Source organism: Kribbella sp. NPDC003557 (assembly GCF_040610805.1).
GTDB lineage: Bacteria > Actinomycetota > Actinomycetes > Propionibacteriales > Kribbellaceae > Kribbella.
The window spans coordinates 440,943-454,426 of sequence record NZ_JBEXMY010000003.1; the positions used below are offsets into that span (position 1 = coordinate 440,943).

The 13,484-nt window shown below is 69.8% G+C and carries 11 protein-coding genes; 6 read left to right on the forward strand and 5 right to left on the reverse strand.

The window, feature by feature from the left end; all coding sequences use genetic code 11:
• Positions 1–10: 10 nt before the first annotated feature.
• Together ABZW60_RS13970 and ABZW60_RS13975 are read right to left on the reverse strand one after the other, a co-directional pair.
• Positions 11–1,201 carry an acyl-CoA dehydrogenase family protein gene (locus tag ABZW60_RS13970; RefSeq protein WP_355476640.1) on the reverse strand — a complete coding sequence of 397 codons (1,191 nt, stop codon included), beginning with the start codon at positions 1,199–1,201 and terminating at the stop codon, positions 11–13.
• Positions 1,202–1,472: 271 nt separating this feature from the next.
• Entirely contained in the window at positions 1,473–2,924 is a 1,452-nt protein-coding gene (locus tag ABZW60_RS13975; RefSeq protein ID WP_355476642.1) for a serine/threonine-protein kinase, read from the reverse strand.
• 131 nt (positions 2,925–3,055) lie between these two features.
• On the opposite strand from ABZW60_RS13975, the gene ABZW60_RS13980 reads away from it, so the two are divergent.
• Together ABZW60_RS13980 and ABZW60_RS13985 are read left to right on the forward strand one after the other, a co-directional pair.
• Positions 3,056–3,706, forward strand: a complete 651-nt coding sequence (locus ABZW60_RS13980; protein ID WP_355476644.1) for a peptidylprolyl isomerase — start codon at positions 3,056–3,058, stop codon at positions 3,704–3,706.
• Positions 3,707–3,780: 74 nt separating this feature from the next.
• On the forward strand, positions 3,781–4,356 hold the full coding sequence (locus ABZW60_RS13985) for a VOC family protein (RefSeq protein ID WP_355476646.1): 576 nt from the start codon (positions 3,781–3,783) through the stop codon (positions 4,354–4,356).
• Here the strand turns inward: ABZW60_RS13985 and ABZW60_RS13990 are convergent.
• Positions 4,353–5,315: a CoA ester lyase gene (locus tag ABZW60_RS13990; RefSeq protein ID WP_355476648.1), complete on the reverse strand. Its 963-nt coding sequence runs from the start codon at positions 5,313–5,315 to the stop codon at positions 4,353–4,355. The genes ABZW60_RS13985 and ABZW60_RS13990 overlap by 4 nt on opposite strands.
• Before the next feature lie 125 nt (positions 5,316–5,440).
• On the opposite strand from ABZW60_RS13990, the gene ABZW60_RS13995 reads away from it, so the two are divergent.
• Positions 5,441–5,956, forward strand: a complete 516-nt coding sequence (locus ABZW60_RS13995) for a hypothetical protein (RefSeq protein ID WP_355476650.1) — start codon at positions 5,441–5,443, stop codon at positions 5,954–5,956.
• Here ABZW60_RS13995 and ABZW60_RS14000 read toward each other — a convergent pair.
• Both ABZW60_RS14000 and ABZW60_RS14005 read right to left on the reverse strand, forming a co-directional pair.
• The gene (locus ABZW60_RS14000; RefSeq protein ID WP_355476652.1) at positions 5,953–9,600 is read right to left on the reverse strand and encodes a S8 family serine peptidase; all 3,648 of its coding nucleotides are present in this window, start codon (positions 9,598–9,600) and stop codon (positions 5,953–5,955) included. The two genes, ABZW60_RS13995 and ABZW60_RS14000, sit on opposite strands and share 4 nt — an antisense overlap.
• 97 nt (positions 9,601–9,697) lie before the next feature.
• Positions 9,698–10,666: a helix-turn-helix domain-containing protein gene (locus ABZW60_RS14005; protein WP_355476654.1), complete on the reverse strand. Its 969-nt coding sequence runs from the start codon at positions 10,664–10,666 to the stop codon at positions 9,698–9,700.
• 89 nt (positions 10,667–10,755) lie between these two features.
• Between ABZW60_RS14005 and ABZW60_RS14010 the strand changes: the two genes are divergently transcribed.
• The 3 genes from ABZW60_RS14010 to htpX are packed head-to-tail and all read left to right on the forward strand — an operon-like array spanning position 10,756 to position 13,481.
• On the forward strand, positions 10,756–12,027 hold the full coding sequence (locus ABZW60_RS14010) for a CBS domain-containing protein (protein ID WP_355476656.1): 1,272 nt from the start codon (positions 10,756–10,758) through the stop codon (positions 12,025–12,027).
• On the forward strand, positions 12,017–12,544 hold the full coding sequence (locus ABZW60_RS14015; RefSeq protein WP_355476658.1) for a DUF1003 domain-containing protein: 528 nt from the start codon (positions 12,017–12,019) through the stop codon (positions 12,542–12,544). The genes ABZW60_RS14010 and ABZW60_RS14015 overlap by 11 nt, the downstream gene beginning before the upstream one ends.
• A gap of 43 nt (positions 12,545–12,587) precedes the next feature.
• A complete protein-coding gene (gene htpX / locus ABZW60_RS14020; protein WP_355476660.1) occupies positions 12,588–13,481 on the forward strand; it encodes a zinc metalloprotease HtpX in 894 nt (297 codons plus the stop codon).
• Positions 13,482–13,484 lie beyond the last annotated feature (3 nt).

Here is a 13,484-nt window from a genome sequence, read left to right on the forward strand (position 1 = left end):
GCGCGCCGGGTCAGAGTTTGTAGTCCTCCAGTAGACGGCGGCCGATGATCATCCGCTGGATGTCGGCGGTGCCTTCGCCGATCAGCAGCATCGGGGCCTCGCGGTAGAGGCGCTCGATCTCGTACTCCTTGGAGAAGCCGTAGCCGCCGTGGATACGGAACGAGTCCTCGACGACCTGGGCGCAGTACTCGCTGGCCAGGTACTTCGCGACGCCGGCCTCGAAGTCGTTGCGGGAGCCGCTGTCCTTCTTGCGCGCCGCCTTCACCATCAGCTCGTGCGCGGCCTCGACCTTGACCGCCATGTCGGCCAGCCGGAACAGCACCGCCTGGTGGTCGGCGATCTTCTTGCCGAACGTCTCGCGCTGCTGTGCGTACGAGATGCCGAGCTCGAACGCCCGGCGCGCCACACCGCAGCCGCGCGCGGCCACGTTCACCCGGCCGACCTCGACGCCGTCCATCATCTGGTAGAAGCCCTTGCCCGGTACGCCGCCGAGGACCTGCCCCGCGTCGATCCGGTAGCCGTCGAACACCAGCTCCGTGGTGTCGACGCCCTTGTAGCCCATCTTCTCGATCTTGCCCGGCACCGTCAGGCCCTTGTCGACCTCGCCGAACCCGGGCTCCTTCTCGACCAGGAACGTGGTCATGTTCTTGTAGACCGAGTCCGCGCCCTCGTCGGTCTTGACCAGCACCGCGACCAGGTTCGACGAGCCGCCGTTGGTCAGCCACATCTTCTGGCCGTTGATCACGTAGCCGTCGCCGTCGCGGGTGGCCTTGGTCTTGATCGCGGACACGTCCGAGCCGCAGCCCGGCTCGGACATCGAGAACGCGCCGCGGACCTCGCCGGTGGCCATCCGCGGCAGGTACTTCTGCTTCTGCTCGTCGGTCCCGTGCTGGAGCAGCATGTAGGCGACGATGAAGTGGGTGTTGATGATGCCGGACACACTCATCCAGCCGCGGGCGATCTCCTCGACGCACAACGCGTAGGTCAGCAGCGACTCGCCGAGGCCGCCGTACTCCTCGGGGATCATCAGGCCGAACAGGCCGAGCTCCTTGAGGCCCTCGACGATCTCGGTCGGGTACTCGTCGCGGTGCTCGAGCTCGGTCGCGACCGGGAGGATCTCGGCCTCGACGAAGGCCCGGACCGTCTTCAGGATCTCCTCCTGGACGTCGGTCAGCCCGTCGGTCTGCTGCAACCTGCTCATCGTGCGTCTCCTTCGGCCGGCTTACCCGCGAGTATCGCGGTTGGGGGTGGCTGATGGTTCCACGCCGTCGCGAGGAGGTGCTCGGTGCGGTGCATCGGCGTGCGGGGGCGAAGGTCTCGATGCGGAGCATCGTGGCCTTTGCACCCGTGCGGCGAGGTGCCGTGCCGAGTGCCCCGCAGTAGGCGTGGAACCATCAGCCACCCCCTCACAGCATCCCGGCACCACGGTGACACCCGCTGTGACACCGGCCACCCGGGGAAGGTCGCGTGCCTCACTCGCCGCCGCGGTCGGGACGCGGCAGTGCCTGCCCGATGGTCTGGAACAGCGCGGCGATCTCCGGTGTCGCCTGCCAGCGGTGGCGTTGCTGCGCCTCGAACAGCGTGCGCCGCGCGTCGTAGAAGTGCTCCGCGGCGGACTCGGTGTCACCCTGGTCGATCGCCTGGGCGGCCTGGTCCAGGTCGTGCGCGGCCTCCCGCGGTGCCTTGCTGCGGCTGCCCTGCTGCGTCGCGCGCACCTGTGCGGCCAGCGTGCGCAGCCGCTGGACCAGGATCGCCTGCGGGTTCTGCGTCTGCTTGGGCTTCGGCTTCTTCGTCGGCGTCGTCTTGGTCGGAGTGGGCGTCGTCGCCTCGGGCGTGGGCGTCGTCTTCGGAGCGGTCGTGGCCTTCTGCACCGGCACGGACGGCGTAGTGACCGCCTGCGCCTTCGGGGTGTCGTTGGACACGCCCTCACGCAGCAGGAGAAGGCCACTGATGGCTGCGAGCACCACGGCGGCGCCGATGCCGACCTTGGCGAGCGGGAAGGCCTTCTTGGGTGCACGGTGCGAGCTGGGCTCGTCCTCCCAGTGCCCGATGTCGAGCGGCTCCTCAGCCGCGGCCCCCGGTGTGATGGCGAGCACCTGCGTGCTGGCGGCGTTGCTGAGGAGTGCGGCGTTGCTGAGGAGTGCGGCCACGTCATCGGCCGAGGACGGGCGGTCCGCCGGGTTCTTGGCCAGCAAGTGCGTCACGAGGTTCGCCAGCTCGGCGGGCACATCGCTACGGATGATCGGCGGCGGCGGTGCGTCGAGGTGCTGCCGCATCACCGCGTCCGCGGTCGGCCCGGTGAACGGCGGCGTACCGGTCAGGAGCTCGTGCAGCACGCAGCCGAACGCGTACCAGTCGCTCGCCGGGGTGGCCTGCTCGCCACGGATCTGCTCCGGCGACACGTACGACGCCGTACCGAGCAGGACGCCCAGTGCGGTCGTCTCGTTGCCGGCGCGCTTGGCGATGCCGAAGTCGGTCATCTTGAGCGTGCCGTCGGGAGCCAGCAGCAGGTTGGCGGGTTTCACGTCGCGGTGCACGATCCCGGCCCCGTGCGCGGCGTCCAGCGCCCGGGCGCCCTGGGTGGCGATGGTCGCGACCATGCCCGCGGTCGGCAGGCCCGACGTCCGCATCAGCTTGGCGAGGTCGGGGCCCTTGACGAGCTCCATCACCAGGAAGACGTGATCGCCCTCGGTGCCGACGTCGTACGTCGCGACCACGTTCGGATGCGTCAATCGAGCGGCTGATTGAGCCTCGGCCCGGAACCGCTCGACCGCGTCCATCGGGTCGCCGTCGAGGCTGCGCAGCAGCTTCACCGCCACCTGGCGCGCGAGGACCGTGTCCTCCGCCTGCCACACCTCACCCGCACCGCCCCTGCCCAGCAGGGTCAGCAACCGGTACCGACCTGCCAGTACCTCGCCGTTCAACACATACACCTTCCGCAGCGGACCGGATCACCTTAGGCGGGATGGGCCGGATGGGCGAGTCCGGGCCGGAAAGCTTCAGAAAGCCTCCAGAAAGCTCTGCGGAGCGCGATCGAGGTACTACGGTGTGTCGCATGAAGCGATCGATTCCCGCCCTGATCGCGGCCGTACTGGTCGCGACGACGCTGACCACGACCACCGCCTCCGCGGCACCCACGTCACGACCGGTGGCCAAGTGCGAGTTCACGCCGACCCCCGAGAACCCGGCCGCCAAGCCGGTCCGGGTCCCGTCCCCGGTCGCCCGCGCGAAGGGCACGGTCGACGTGTACTTCGTGACGAACTACGGGCCGTTCGTGGTCCGGATGGACCGCTCCAACGCGCCGTGCGGCGTGCACAACTTCGTGCACCTGGTGAAGAGCCGGTTCTACGACGCGACGCAGTGCTTCCGGCTGACGAACTCGTCCCGCCTGGGTGTCCTGCAGTGCGGTGACATCTACCGCCAGGAGGAAGGCGGGCCGGGGTACAAGTTCCCGGACGAGGTCACCGGCCAGGAGACCTACCCGCGCGGCACCGTTGCCTATGGCAACCAGGGACCGGGCACCAACGGCTCGGAGTTCTTCGTCGTGCACTCCTTCGCCAACATCGCGCCCAACTACACGGTGCTCGGGCACGTGATCGCCGGCATGTCCACCTTCGACCGGATGGTCGCCGCCGGGATCGCCGACCCCGACCAGGACGGCCCGCCGGCCAAGCCGATCCGGATCTACCAGGTCTGGGCCCGCTGAGGGGGAGGGTAATTCGCCGCTTGCGGCGCTAGCTTGTCGTTGTGGGCAACCGCGGTCGGCCGAGACACCCGGACGTGCTGACTCCCGCCGAGTGGCGGGTGGTGGACATGGTGCGCCACGGCCTGTCGAACCGGCAGATCGCGCAGCGCCGCGGGATCAGCGTGGACGCGGTCAAGTTCCACGTCGCGAACGCACTGCAGAAGCTCGGCCTGGCTCGCCGGGCCGAGCTGCGAACCTGGCGCGGAGTGCCCTTCGACAGCGCGTTGCGAAAACAGGGAGGCCCGGACATGGTGCAGCTTGGCGAGATCGGGCAGATCGCCCGCCCGTGCAGCGACATCGGCAGGGCGGTCGAGTTCTACCGCGACGTATTGCGGCTTCCGCACCTGTACACCTTCGGCGACCTGGCGTTCTTCGACTGCGGCGGCACCCGGCTGTTCCTGAGCGCCAACGACGGCCCGGTGGGTGAGCCGTCCTGCCTGTACTTCCGGGTCGCCGACATCCAGGCGGCGTACGACGAACTGCGCGAGCGCGGCGTGCGGTTCGAGAACGCGCCGCACCTGATCCACACGCACGACAACGGTGTCGAGGAATGGATGGTCTTCTTCACCGACCCGGACGGCCACCCGCTCGCGTTGATGGCGCAGGTCTAGTCGGCCGGCGGCTGCCAGATGTCGGTGCGGGTCAGGCCGGCGGCGCGGCCCTTGGCGGAGATGACGAGGGCCATCTTGCGGCTGGCCTCGTCGATCATCTCGTCGCCGAGCATCACCGCGCCGCGGGCGCCGCCGGCGGCCGAGGTGTAGTGGTCGTAGGCGTCGAGGATGTTCTCGGCGTGGTCGTAGTCGTCCTGGCGCGGTGAGTAGACCTCGTTCGCGGCGGCGATCTGGTCGGGGTGCAGGACCCACTTGCCGTCGAAGCCGAGCGCCGCCGACCGGCCGGCGACGCGGCGGAAGCCGTCGACGTCCTTGATCTGCAGGTACGGCCCGTCGATCGCCTGCTTGCCGTGCGCGCGGGCGGCCATCAGGATCTGCATCAGGATGTAGTGGTACGCGTCGCCGACGTCGTACCCGGGCGGCTGCTCGCCGACCACCAGCGACTTCATGTTGATCGACGCCATGAAGTCCGCCGGGCCGAAGATGATCGTCTCGACCCGCGGCGACGCGGTCGCGATCGCGTTGACGTTGGTGAGGCCGAGCGCGTTCTCGATCTGCGCCTCGATGCCGATCCGGCCCGGCTCGTACCCGTGCACCTTCTCCAGTTGCGTGAGCAGCAGATCGAGCGCGACCACCTGCTCGGCGGTCTGCACCTTCGGCAGCATGATGCAGTCCAGGTTCGCGCCGGCGCCGCCGACCACCTCGATCACGTCGGCGTAGGTCCACTCGGTGGTCCAGTCGTTCACCCGGACGACGCGCAGCTTGGTGCCCCAGCCGCCCTCGTTCAGCGCGGCGACGATGTTCTTCCGGGCGTCCGGCTTGGCCAGCGGCGCGACCGAGTCCTCGAGGTCCAGGAACACCTGGTCCGCGTCCAGCCCCTTCGCCTTGGTGAGGAACCGCGGGTTCGACCCCGGCGTGGCCAGGCAGGACCGCCTGCTCCGTAGCACCTGTTCCGTCATCAGCCGACCTCCACTCGGTTACCCACCGGTCACCGGCAGCGTACGGCGTCGGCCGCCGCTGTCCCGGTGACCCGGCTCACTTCCCTTCCGAGTGTGTCCCGATTCACCGTGGGAGACTCGGACCTGTGAGCAACGAGGAGATCGCGGGCGTCATGAAGAAGGCGGGGCTCGTCTGGCTGGCGTGGGACGGCCGTCGGCCGGTCCCTGCCTGGTTCGCCACGATCGACGGGCAGTACGTCGTCCTGGCGGACTCGGCCGACGGGGCGGAGCAGCCTCTGCCGGGACTCGCCGCGGCCTCCTCGGTGGCGGTCGTCGTCCCGGCCAAGCCCGCCACCAGCCGGCTGGCGAGCTGGCAGGCCAGGGTACGACGGCTAGACCCCGCGACCGACGAGTGGACCGCGGCGGCGCAAGTGCTCCGCACCGAGCGTCTCAACGCAGCCGACCTGGACACCCAGCTCGACCGCTGGCGCAGCCAGGCCGACATCCTCGTCCTGGAGCCGACCGGTGAGATCAGCGAGACGGCCGGCCGGTACGACGCGACGCCGCGGGCCGAGGCTCCGGTGCCGACCAGAGCCACGACCCGCGGCAAGCCGCCGACGACGTTGCACCGTCCCGTGCGCCGCCGCCCCAAACTCAGCTAGCGGACCCCGAAGGCGCGCTGCACGGTCTGGCTCACGCTGTTGCCAGCGCTGTCGTGTGCCGTCGCTCGCACGCTCACATAGTCTGCCGATGCGGGCGCGTCCATCCGCCCGCGCCAACCCGACCCGGATCGCTGCAGCCGGACAGGTCGCCACGTGGCGCCGTCGTCGTACGACAGCTCCAGGGTCGCCGTGCTGACCTTGCCGGTGTCGACAGCGCCGGGCAGGTGCGAGGGCGTCACCGTCAGGTCGGCGTGACGCTTGGCCCGACCGGACAGGTCCGTTGCGATCGAGTAGTCGAGCTGGAGCAGCGGCAGCGTCTCCAGGTTCGCGTAGTCGGCCTGACTCGAGGTGAAGCCCCACTCGGTGTGCGTGGACGGCGAGTACGGCCGGTTCGGCAGGTCGCGCTTCGTATCCACGACAAGCCGGTACGGCAGCGGCTCCGGTGCGACCTCGACGGTCAGGATGTCAGTGCTTTCACCGAGCAGCGTGTCTCCCTGGTAGAACGCCGAGGTGACCGGTGCGCCCACGTCGTACACGATGCCCTGGTGCGGACCGGAGTCGGCGAAACCGGGCAGGGTGAAGACGCTCATCAGGTCGCCGACCCGTGACGGCGGTGTCGACAACGCATTGTCGCTCAGCAGCCGTGGCCGCTGGATGCCGCTGAACCAGGTCTCCTTCGTCGTGCTGCCGGCGCGGTACGACAACGACGAGCCCTGCTGTGACAGGTCCGGTACCGCGGCCATGCTGAGCCACTTGACCTTCGGCGACGCCGTGACCCAGGCGGTGTGGTCGCCCTGCGCCGGCACTGGTGTCGATGCGGCGCCTACTGCCCACGTCAGGTCGGCCGACAGGTCGAACCGGACGTCGAGTGCGTCGCCCGGCTTGGTGTCCCGGAACGACTCGTCGATCCGCGCGAGATCACGTGCGGTCGGCCGGTAGCCCGGGTCCTTCGGCACCGCTCCCTCGTGGTGCTGGACGAGGTCGTAGAGGTACTCCGGGTACGGGTGCGACACGAGCTTCAGCAACTTGGGCTGCTGTGCCAGCAACTGCTTGCCCTGATCGGTGTTGAGCGAAGCGACCGGGAGCGCCGGCGCCTCCTCCTGGGGCAGGTCGGCCCAGGAGTCGAGCGGGCCGTATCCGTCGTTCAGGATCAGCAGCAGCTTGGCGCCGCCCTTCGCGGCCGCCGCTGCCTGCGCTGTCGGCGGTACCGCATCGTTGCGTTGAGCAACGACAATCTTGCCGCGGATGGTGTACTTCGCCGGGTCTGTGCCGACATACGCGACCGGGTAGTTGCCGACGCCCGCAGGCAGCTTCGGCGACCAGCTCTGGACGACGCTGTCGAACGAGCCGACGGTGAGAGCAGGCTGCACCTGACGCCAGCGAGTCGCGAAGGTGTAGGAGCCCTGCGTGACCTTGTGGCTGGGCGTCGCCCAGAGCGAGTCGTAGATCCACCACTCGAGCTGGTACGTGTCGACAAAGCGATGCAGGTCGCCGTAGCTGCGGTACTGGTCGAGCCGGACATAGGTGTTGTCGGTCGGCAACGGCGTGACCGCCGCGACCTTGCGCAGGCCGGCCGCGTCGAACGTGACCGTCGTGTCCTCGGTGACGTCGACCTCCGGCTGGCTGATGACAGCACGGCCCAGCGAGTGCGGCCCGTCCAGGCCGCGGACGTCGGCGTACATCCACCCGGCGTAGGTGCTCGGTCGGACGTCGACGTCGAGGCTGCCGTCGACCATGAACACCTGCGGCACCACGTCCCGCCTGATGTCCTTCAGGACGACGACACCTGACGACGGCGCGCCGTGCGGGTCCTTCGCGCGCAGCGACAGCTTCACCCGCTGGCTCTGCTTGCTGACGCCGATCGAGGTGTGGGCGCGGATCGCTCCGCCGGCATCCGTGGCGGTGAGCATCGAACTGTAGGTGCCGTCATCGGCCGCCAACTCGAGGTGACTCACAACACCGACCGTCGCGGTCCCGTGAGCCGGGACCGTGATCTGCGGAGTCGTCAGCGTGAACAGACCGGCCGGGACGCCCTGGTTCTTGAGGGACAGGTTCAGCGTGACGGGCTCAGCACCGCTGTTGGTGTAGGTCACGTCCTTCTGCACCAGTCCGCTCGCTGGGTACGGCCACTTGACCGCAGCGAAGGCGGAGCCTGACGCGTACAACGTGCTGCGCACCGCAGCCGCCACATCCAGCCGGCCGGTGCCTGCAGCGAACGGGCTGTACTGCACCGTGGTCTTGGTCGTACTGACCAGTGCGTCCTTCAACTGCTGCGCGGTCCAGTCAGGGTGTGCCTGCGCCAGCAACGCGGCCGCTCCGGCGACGTGCGGCGTGGCCATCGACGTACCGCTCATTGCGACGTACGACCCTTCACCCTCCGGCGAGTACTGCGATCGTGCAGCGAGTACGTCGACGCCCGGCGCGGTCAGGTCCGGCTTGAGGCCGCTGTCACCGAGTCGTGGGCCACGACTGGAGAACGACGCCAGCCGGTCGGCACCGTCGACCGCACCAACGGTCAGGGCCGCGTCCGCGGCACCCGGCGCCGAGACGCTGAAAGGGTCCGGTCCGGAGTTGCCCGCGGCAATCACGAACAGCGCACCGGTCTCCGCGCTCAGCGTGTTGACCGCCTGGCTCATCGGGTCGGTGCCGTCGGTCGGCCCGGAGCCGAGGCTCATGCTGATCACCTTGGCGTGCTGGTCGCGCGCGGCCCACTCCATCCCGGCGAGGATCCAGGAGTCCTGGCCGCCGCCGTCGTCGTCGAGGACCTTGCCGATGTGCAGTCCGGCGCCGGGCGCGACGCCCTGTTCCTTCCCGCCGGACGCGGCACCCGTGCCGGCGATGGTGGAGGCGACGTGGGTCCCGTGACCGTTGCGGTCGGTCACGTCCTTGCCCGGGACGAAGCTCTGCGAGGCAACGATCCGCCCGCCGAAGTCCGGGTGCGCGGCGTCGATACCGGTGTCGAGGACGGCGACGTCCACGCCCTGGCCGGTGTTGCCGCCCTGCCAGACCTCCGGCGCGCCGATCTGGGCGGTGGTGTCGGACAGCGTCGCCTTGGACTTGCCGTCCAGCCAGACCTTCGCGATCCCGGTCCGGGCTGCCGTGGTGCCTCCGGTGAACGACGACCAGAACGACGCGGCCTGGTCGTGGTCGGCGGTCATGGCGGCACCTTTGATGCTGGTCAGCACGCGGGTCTGGCGTGCACCCGCCGGCGGGGCCTGCTTGCGCCCCGGGGCGTACGACACGATCAACGGCGTGCCGTCGCTGTGCGCGTCGTCGTACCCGTCGGCGAGCAGCCCGGTGACGTTGAAGAGGCGCTGGTCGAGGACACCGGACGCGAGATACGGCAGGGCTGCGTCGGGGTAGACGTACAGATCGTTGCCGACGGCCATGATGTGCGCACCGGCCGGGCCGCCGTTCGGCTTGCTCACGGTCGCCGTCGGGCGACCGGCGACAGTGGTCACGGTGACCTTGTCGCCGGTGATCAGCGTGACGGTGCGCGGCGGCGTGCTGCCACGCTGGCTCGGCGGCTGCACACCGGCCGCCGGCCGGGCCGCGCCGGCCTGCGGCATCGTGACGGCGGTCAGCGCCAGCACGGCCGCGCCGAGGGCGGTCAACCCACGGCGAAAGGGCGTTGGGAGGGACACGGAAACTCCAAGCTCAGGGGATTGTCCGCATTACATGCGGCGCCCCGGCCCGGCTGCTACGGATCTGCCTGGCGCAAAGCGGTCACGACCAATCCGGTCAGAGCCACCCGCGGTCGCGTGCGTGCCAGCCCAGCTGCAACCGTGAGCGGGAGTGGGTCTGCTCCATCAGCTGCTGGACCCGTCGGGCGACAGTACGGCGGCTGATGCCGAGGCGTGCGCCGGCCGCGTCATCGGTCAGCCCGGCGACCAGCAGCGACAGCAGGTGCCTGTCCTCGGCAGACATCGCCTCGTCGGCCTCCAGCCGGTCCGACTCGGTCACAGACAACGGGCTGGCCCGATTCCACACGGTCTCGAACAGCGCGACCAGGGCGTCCAGGAGGCTGCACGGGTGCACCAGCAGCGCCGCGTCCTGCGCCGGTGTCGCCCAGTCCAGCGGCAGCAGGGCCAGCTCCCGGTCCGCGATCGCCAGCTTGGTCGGGAGCTCGTCCGCGATCCGGGCCTGCTCACCCGCCCGCACGTGGCTGACCGCGCTTGCTGCCAGCACCGCGTCGCCCAGCGCCGAGCTGTCGTAGACAACCCGATACGTCACACCGGCACCCTGTCGGGCCAGCTGCGTATTGTTCACCTCCGCCGAGGCGACGTACGGCGGGGCGACCAGCTCGCGCATCTCGTTCCGCGCGGTCCGCTGCACCCGGTCGAACGCCAGGCCGACCGCCGTCTCCCCGCTGACGATCTCGATCAGCTCCTCGGTCCGCCGCGCCCCGCTCTGCCGGGTCGCCTCGGCCGCCAGCCGGTACGCCGCCTTGCGGATCCGGTCGAACTCCTCCTCCTGCCGCAGGATCAGTTGCTCCACGGCGAGCTCCGGCGGCACCGGCACGATCAGCTCGCCCGGTGGCGGCGTCCGGTGCACGAAACCCTCGCTGAGGAGTACGTCGACGGCGCGCTGGACCTCCTGCAGCGGACGCCCGACGCGTGCGGCCAGGTCCACCAAGGACGCCGCTCCCCGCCGGATCAGATCCAGGTAGGTCGCCTCGTCGTCGGAGCCGAGCCCGGTGGATCCCAGCATGCCCACCCCACTTCGATTGTTTGCCCGAGAAACAAAGTCTACGAAGCGTCCTCGGCCGGGACGCGGCCTCCGCGGGTTAGCCTTCGGACATGAGCGGATCACCGTCGCGGGTCTACGTCGCTCGGTTGGCGGGTCTGCCGGTGTACGACCCCAACGGGGACCAGGTCGGCAAGGTCCGCGACGTGGTGGCCATGATGCGTCAGGGCGACCAGCCGCCGCGCGTGCTCGGCCTGGTCGTCGAGGTGTTCACCCGGCGCCGGATCTTCCTGCCGATGACCCGGGTCACGTCGGTCGACGTCGGCCACGTGGTCACGACCGGACTGCTCAACATGCGCCGGTTCGAGCAGCGCGCGACCGAAGTGCTGGTGCTCGGTGAGCTGCTCGACCGGACCGTCACCATCGCCGACACCGGCGCCACCGCGGTGGTGTTCGACATGGCGATGGAGCAGTGGCGGGCCCGGGACTGGATGCTGACCAAGGTCGCGGTCCGGGAGGGCTCCAAACGGTTCCGGCGCCGCGGTCAGACCCATGTGCTCGACTGGAGCGACGTCAGCGGCTTCACGCAGGTCGAGGAGGGACAGGGCGCGACACACATCCTGGCCGCGTTCGAGTCGATGCGGCCGGCGGACCTGGCCGGCGTACTGCACGACCTGTCCGCCAAGCGGCGCAAGGAGATCGCGGTCGCGCTGAACGACGAGCGGCTGGCCGACGTGCTCGAGGAGCTGCCCGAGGACATCCAGGTCGAGATCCTCGACGGTCTGGACACCGAACGGGCCGCCGACGTGCTGGAGGAGATGTCCCCGGACGACGCGGCCGACCTGATCGCCGAGCTGCCGACCGAGACGGCCGAGCGGCTGCTGACGCTGATGGAGCCCGACGAGGCCGAGGACGTCCGGAGGCTGCTGACCTACGAGGAGCACACCGCGGGCGGTCTGATGACGTCGGAGCCGGTCATCCTGCCGGTGGACGCCACGGTCGCCGACGCGCTGGCCCGCGTCCGCAACGCGGAGCTGAGTCCCGCCCTCGCCGCGATGATCTACGTCTGCCGGCCGCCGCTCGAGACGCCGACCGGACGGTTCATCGGGATCGGCCACATCCAGCGGCTGCTGCGTGAGCCGCCGTCGGAGCTGGTGTCCGCCGTCCTGGACACCGACCTCGACGGGCTGCGGCCCGACGACAGCCTGAACACGGTCAGCAAGTACCTGGCGACGTACAACCTGGTCGCCGCGCCGGTGCTCGACGACGAGGGCCGGCTGATCGGCGCGGTGACGGTCGACGACGTCCTCGACCACCTGCTGCCCGACGACTGGCGCGAACACGACCATCCCGAGCCGCAGGAGGTGGACCACGATGCCCCGTGACGACCGCAGCATGGACGAGCGCCGGATGTTCCGCGGCAGCACGCGGCTCGACGTCCCCCGGGACTGGCGGCGGACCTTCGTCCCGCGGCCGGTGTACGACGCCGACGCGTTCGGGCGGCTGTCGGAGCGGATCGCGCGGTTCCTCGGCACCGGGCAGTTCCTGGTCTACATGACCGCGACCATCCTGTTCTGGGTCGGCTGGAACATCTTCGCGCCGGGGAACCTGCGCTTCGACGAGTACCCGTTCATCTTCCTGACACTGGCGCTCAGCCTGCAGGCGTCGTACGCCGCCCCGCTGATCCTGCTCGCACAGAACCGGCAGGAGGCTCGCGACCGGGTGCAGTACGAGCGGGACCGGGACGTGGACGCCCGGACCCGGGCGGACATGGAGTTCCTGGCCCGCGAGATGGCCTCGCTGCGGATGGCGGTCGGTGAGGTCGCCACCCGGGACTTCCTGCGCTCCGAGCTCCGCTCGCTGCTCGCCGACCTGGACACACGCGAGGACGACCGGGTTTGACCCCGAGCTACGCTCGCTATCAGGTGAGAAGAAGGACGTGGGGATGAAGACTCGGTTCGCTCCTGATCGTGGGCTGTCCAGCCGGATGCTGATCACCGGCTTCCTGCTCGGACTGCTGTACGTCGGCTTCGTGGGGTTGCTGATCGCGCTGACCAAGAGCGCGGTGCTGGCCGTGGTGATCGCGGGCGGCATGCTGTTCGCGCAGTACTGGTTCTCCGACCGGGTCGCGCTGTACGCGATGCACGGCCGGATCGTGACACCCGAGGAGGCGCCGCAGCTGCACGGCGCGATCGACCGGCTGTGCGCGCTCGCGGACATGCCGAAGCCGCGGGTCGCGATCGCCGACGTCGACCTGCCGAACGCGTTCGCCACCGGCCGCAACCCGAAGAACGCGGTCGTCTGCGTGACCACCGGCATCATGCGCCGCCTGGACGACGACGAGCTCGAGGGTGTGCTGTCGCACGAGCTCTCGCACGTCGCGCACCGTGACGTCGCGGTGATGACGATCGCGTCGTTCCTCGGCGTCCTGGCCGGCCTGATCACCCGCTTCGGCCTGTACGGCGGCCTCGGGCGGAACCGGGACCAGAACGCGGCGCTCGTCGTCCTCACGATCATCGCGGTGTCGGTGGCCGTGTACGCGATCTCGTTCCTGCTCACCCGGGCCCTGTCGCGCTACCGCGAACTGGCCGCGGACCGGGCCGGCGCGATCCTCACCGGCAGACCGTCGACGCTGGCGTCGGCGCTGACGAAGATCAGCGGGGACATCGCCCGGATACCGTCCCGCGACCTGCGCCAGGCGCAGGCGTTCAACGCCTTCTTCTTCGCCCCGGCCCTGTCCGGCAAGAGCGTCTCGTCGCTGTTCTCGACGCACCCCGCGCTCGAGACACGCCTCGACCGCCTCGGTGCCCTCTCCCGCGAGCTGGGCGAGCAAGCTTAGACA

Coding starts and splice junctions, on each gene's coding strand:
- ABZW60_RS13970 (WP_355476640.1), bottom strand. CDS start 1,201: ATGAGCAGGTTGCAGCAGACCGACGGGCTGACCGACGTCCAGGAGGAG.
- ABZW60_RS13980 (WP_355476644.1), top strand. CDS start 3,056: ATGAAGCGATCGATTCCCGCCCTGATCGCGGCCGTACTGGTCGCGACG.
- ABZW60_RS13990 (WP_355476648.1), bottom strand. CDS start 5,315: ATGACGGAACAGGTGCTACGGAGCAGGCGGTCCTGCCTGGCCACGCCG.
- ABZW60_RS14005 (WP_355476654.1), bottom strand. CDS start 10,666: ATGCTGGGATCCACCGGGCTCGGCTCCGACGACGAGGCGACCTACCTG.
- ABZW60_RS14010 (WP_355476656.1), top strand. CDS start 10,756: ATGAGCGGATCACCGTCGCGGGTCTACGTCGCTCGGTTGGCGGGTCTG.
- ABZW60_RS14015 (WP_355476658.1), top strand. CDS start 12,017: ATGCCCCGTGACGACCGCAGCATGGACGAGCGCCGGATGTTCCGCGGC.
- htpX (WP_355476660.1), top strand. CDS start 12,588: ATGAAGACTCGGTTCGCTCCTGATCGTGGGCTGTCCAGCCGGATGCTG.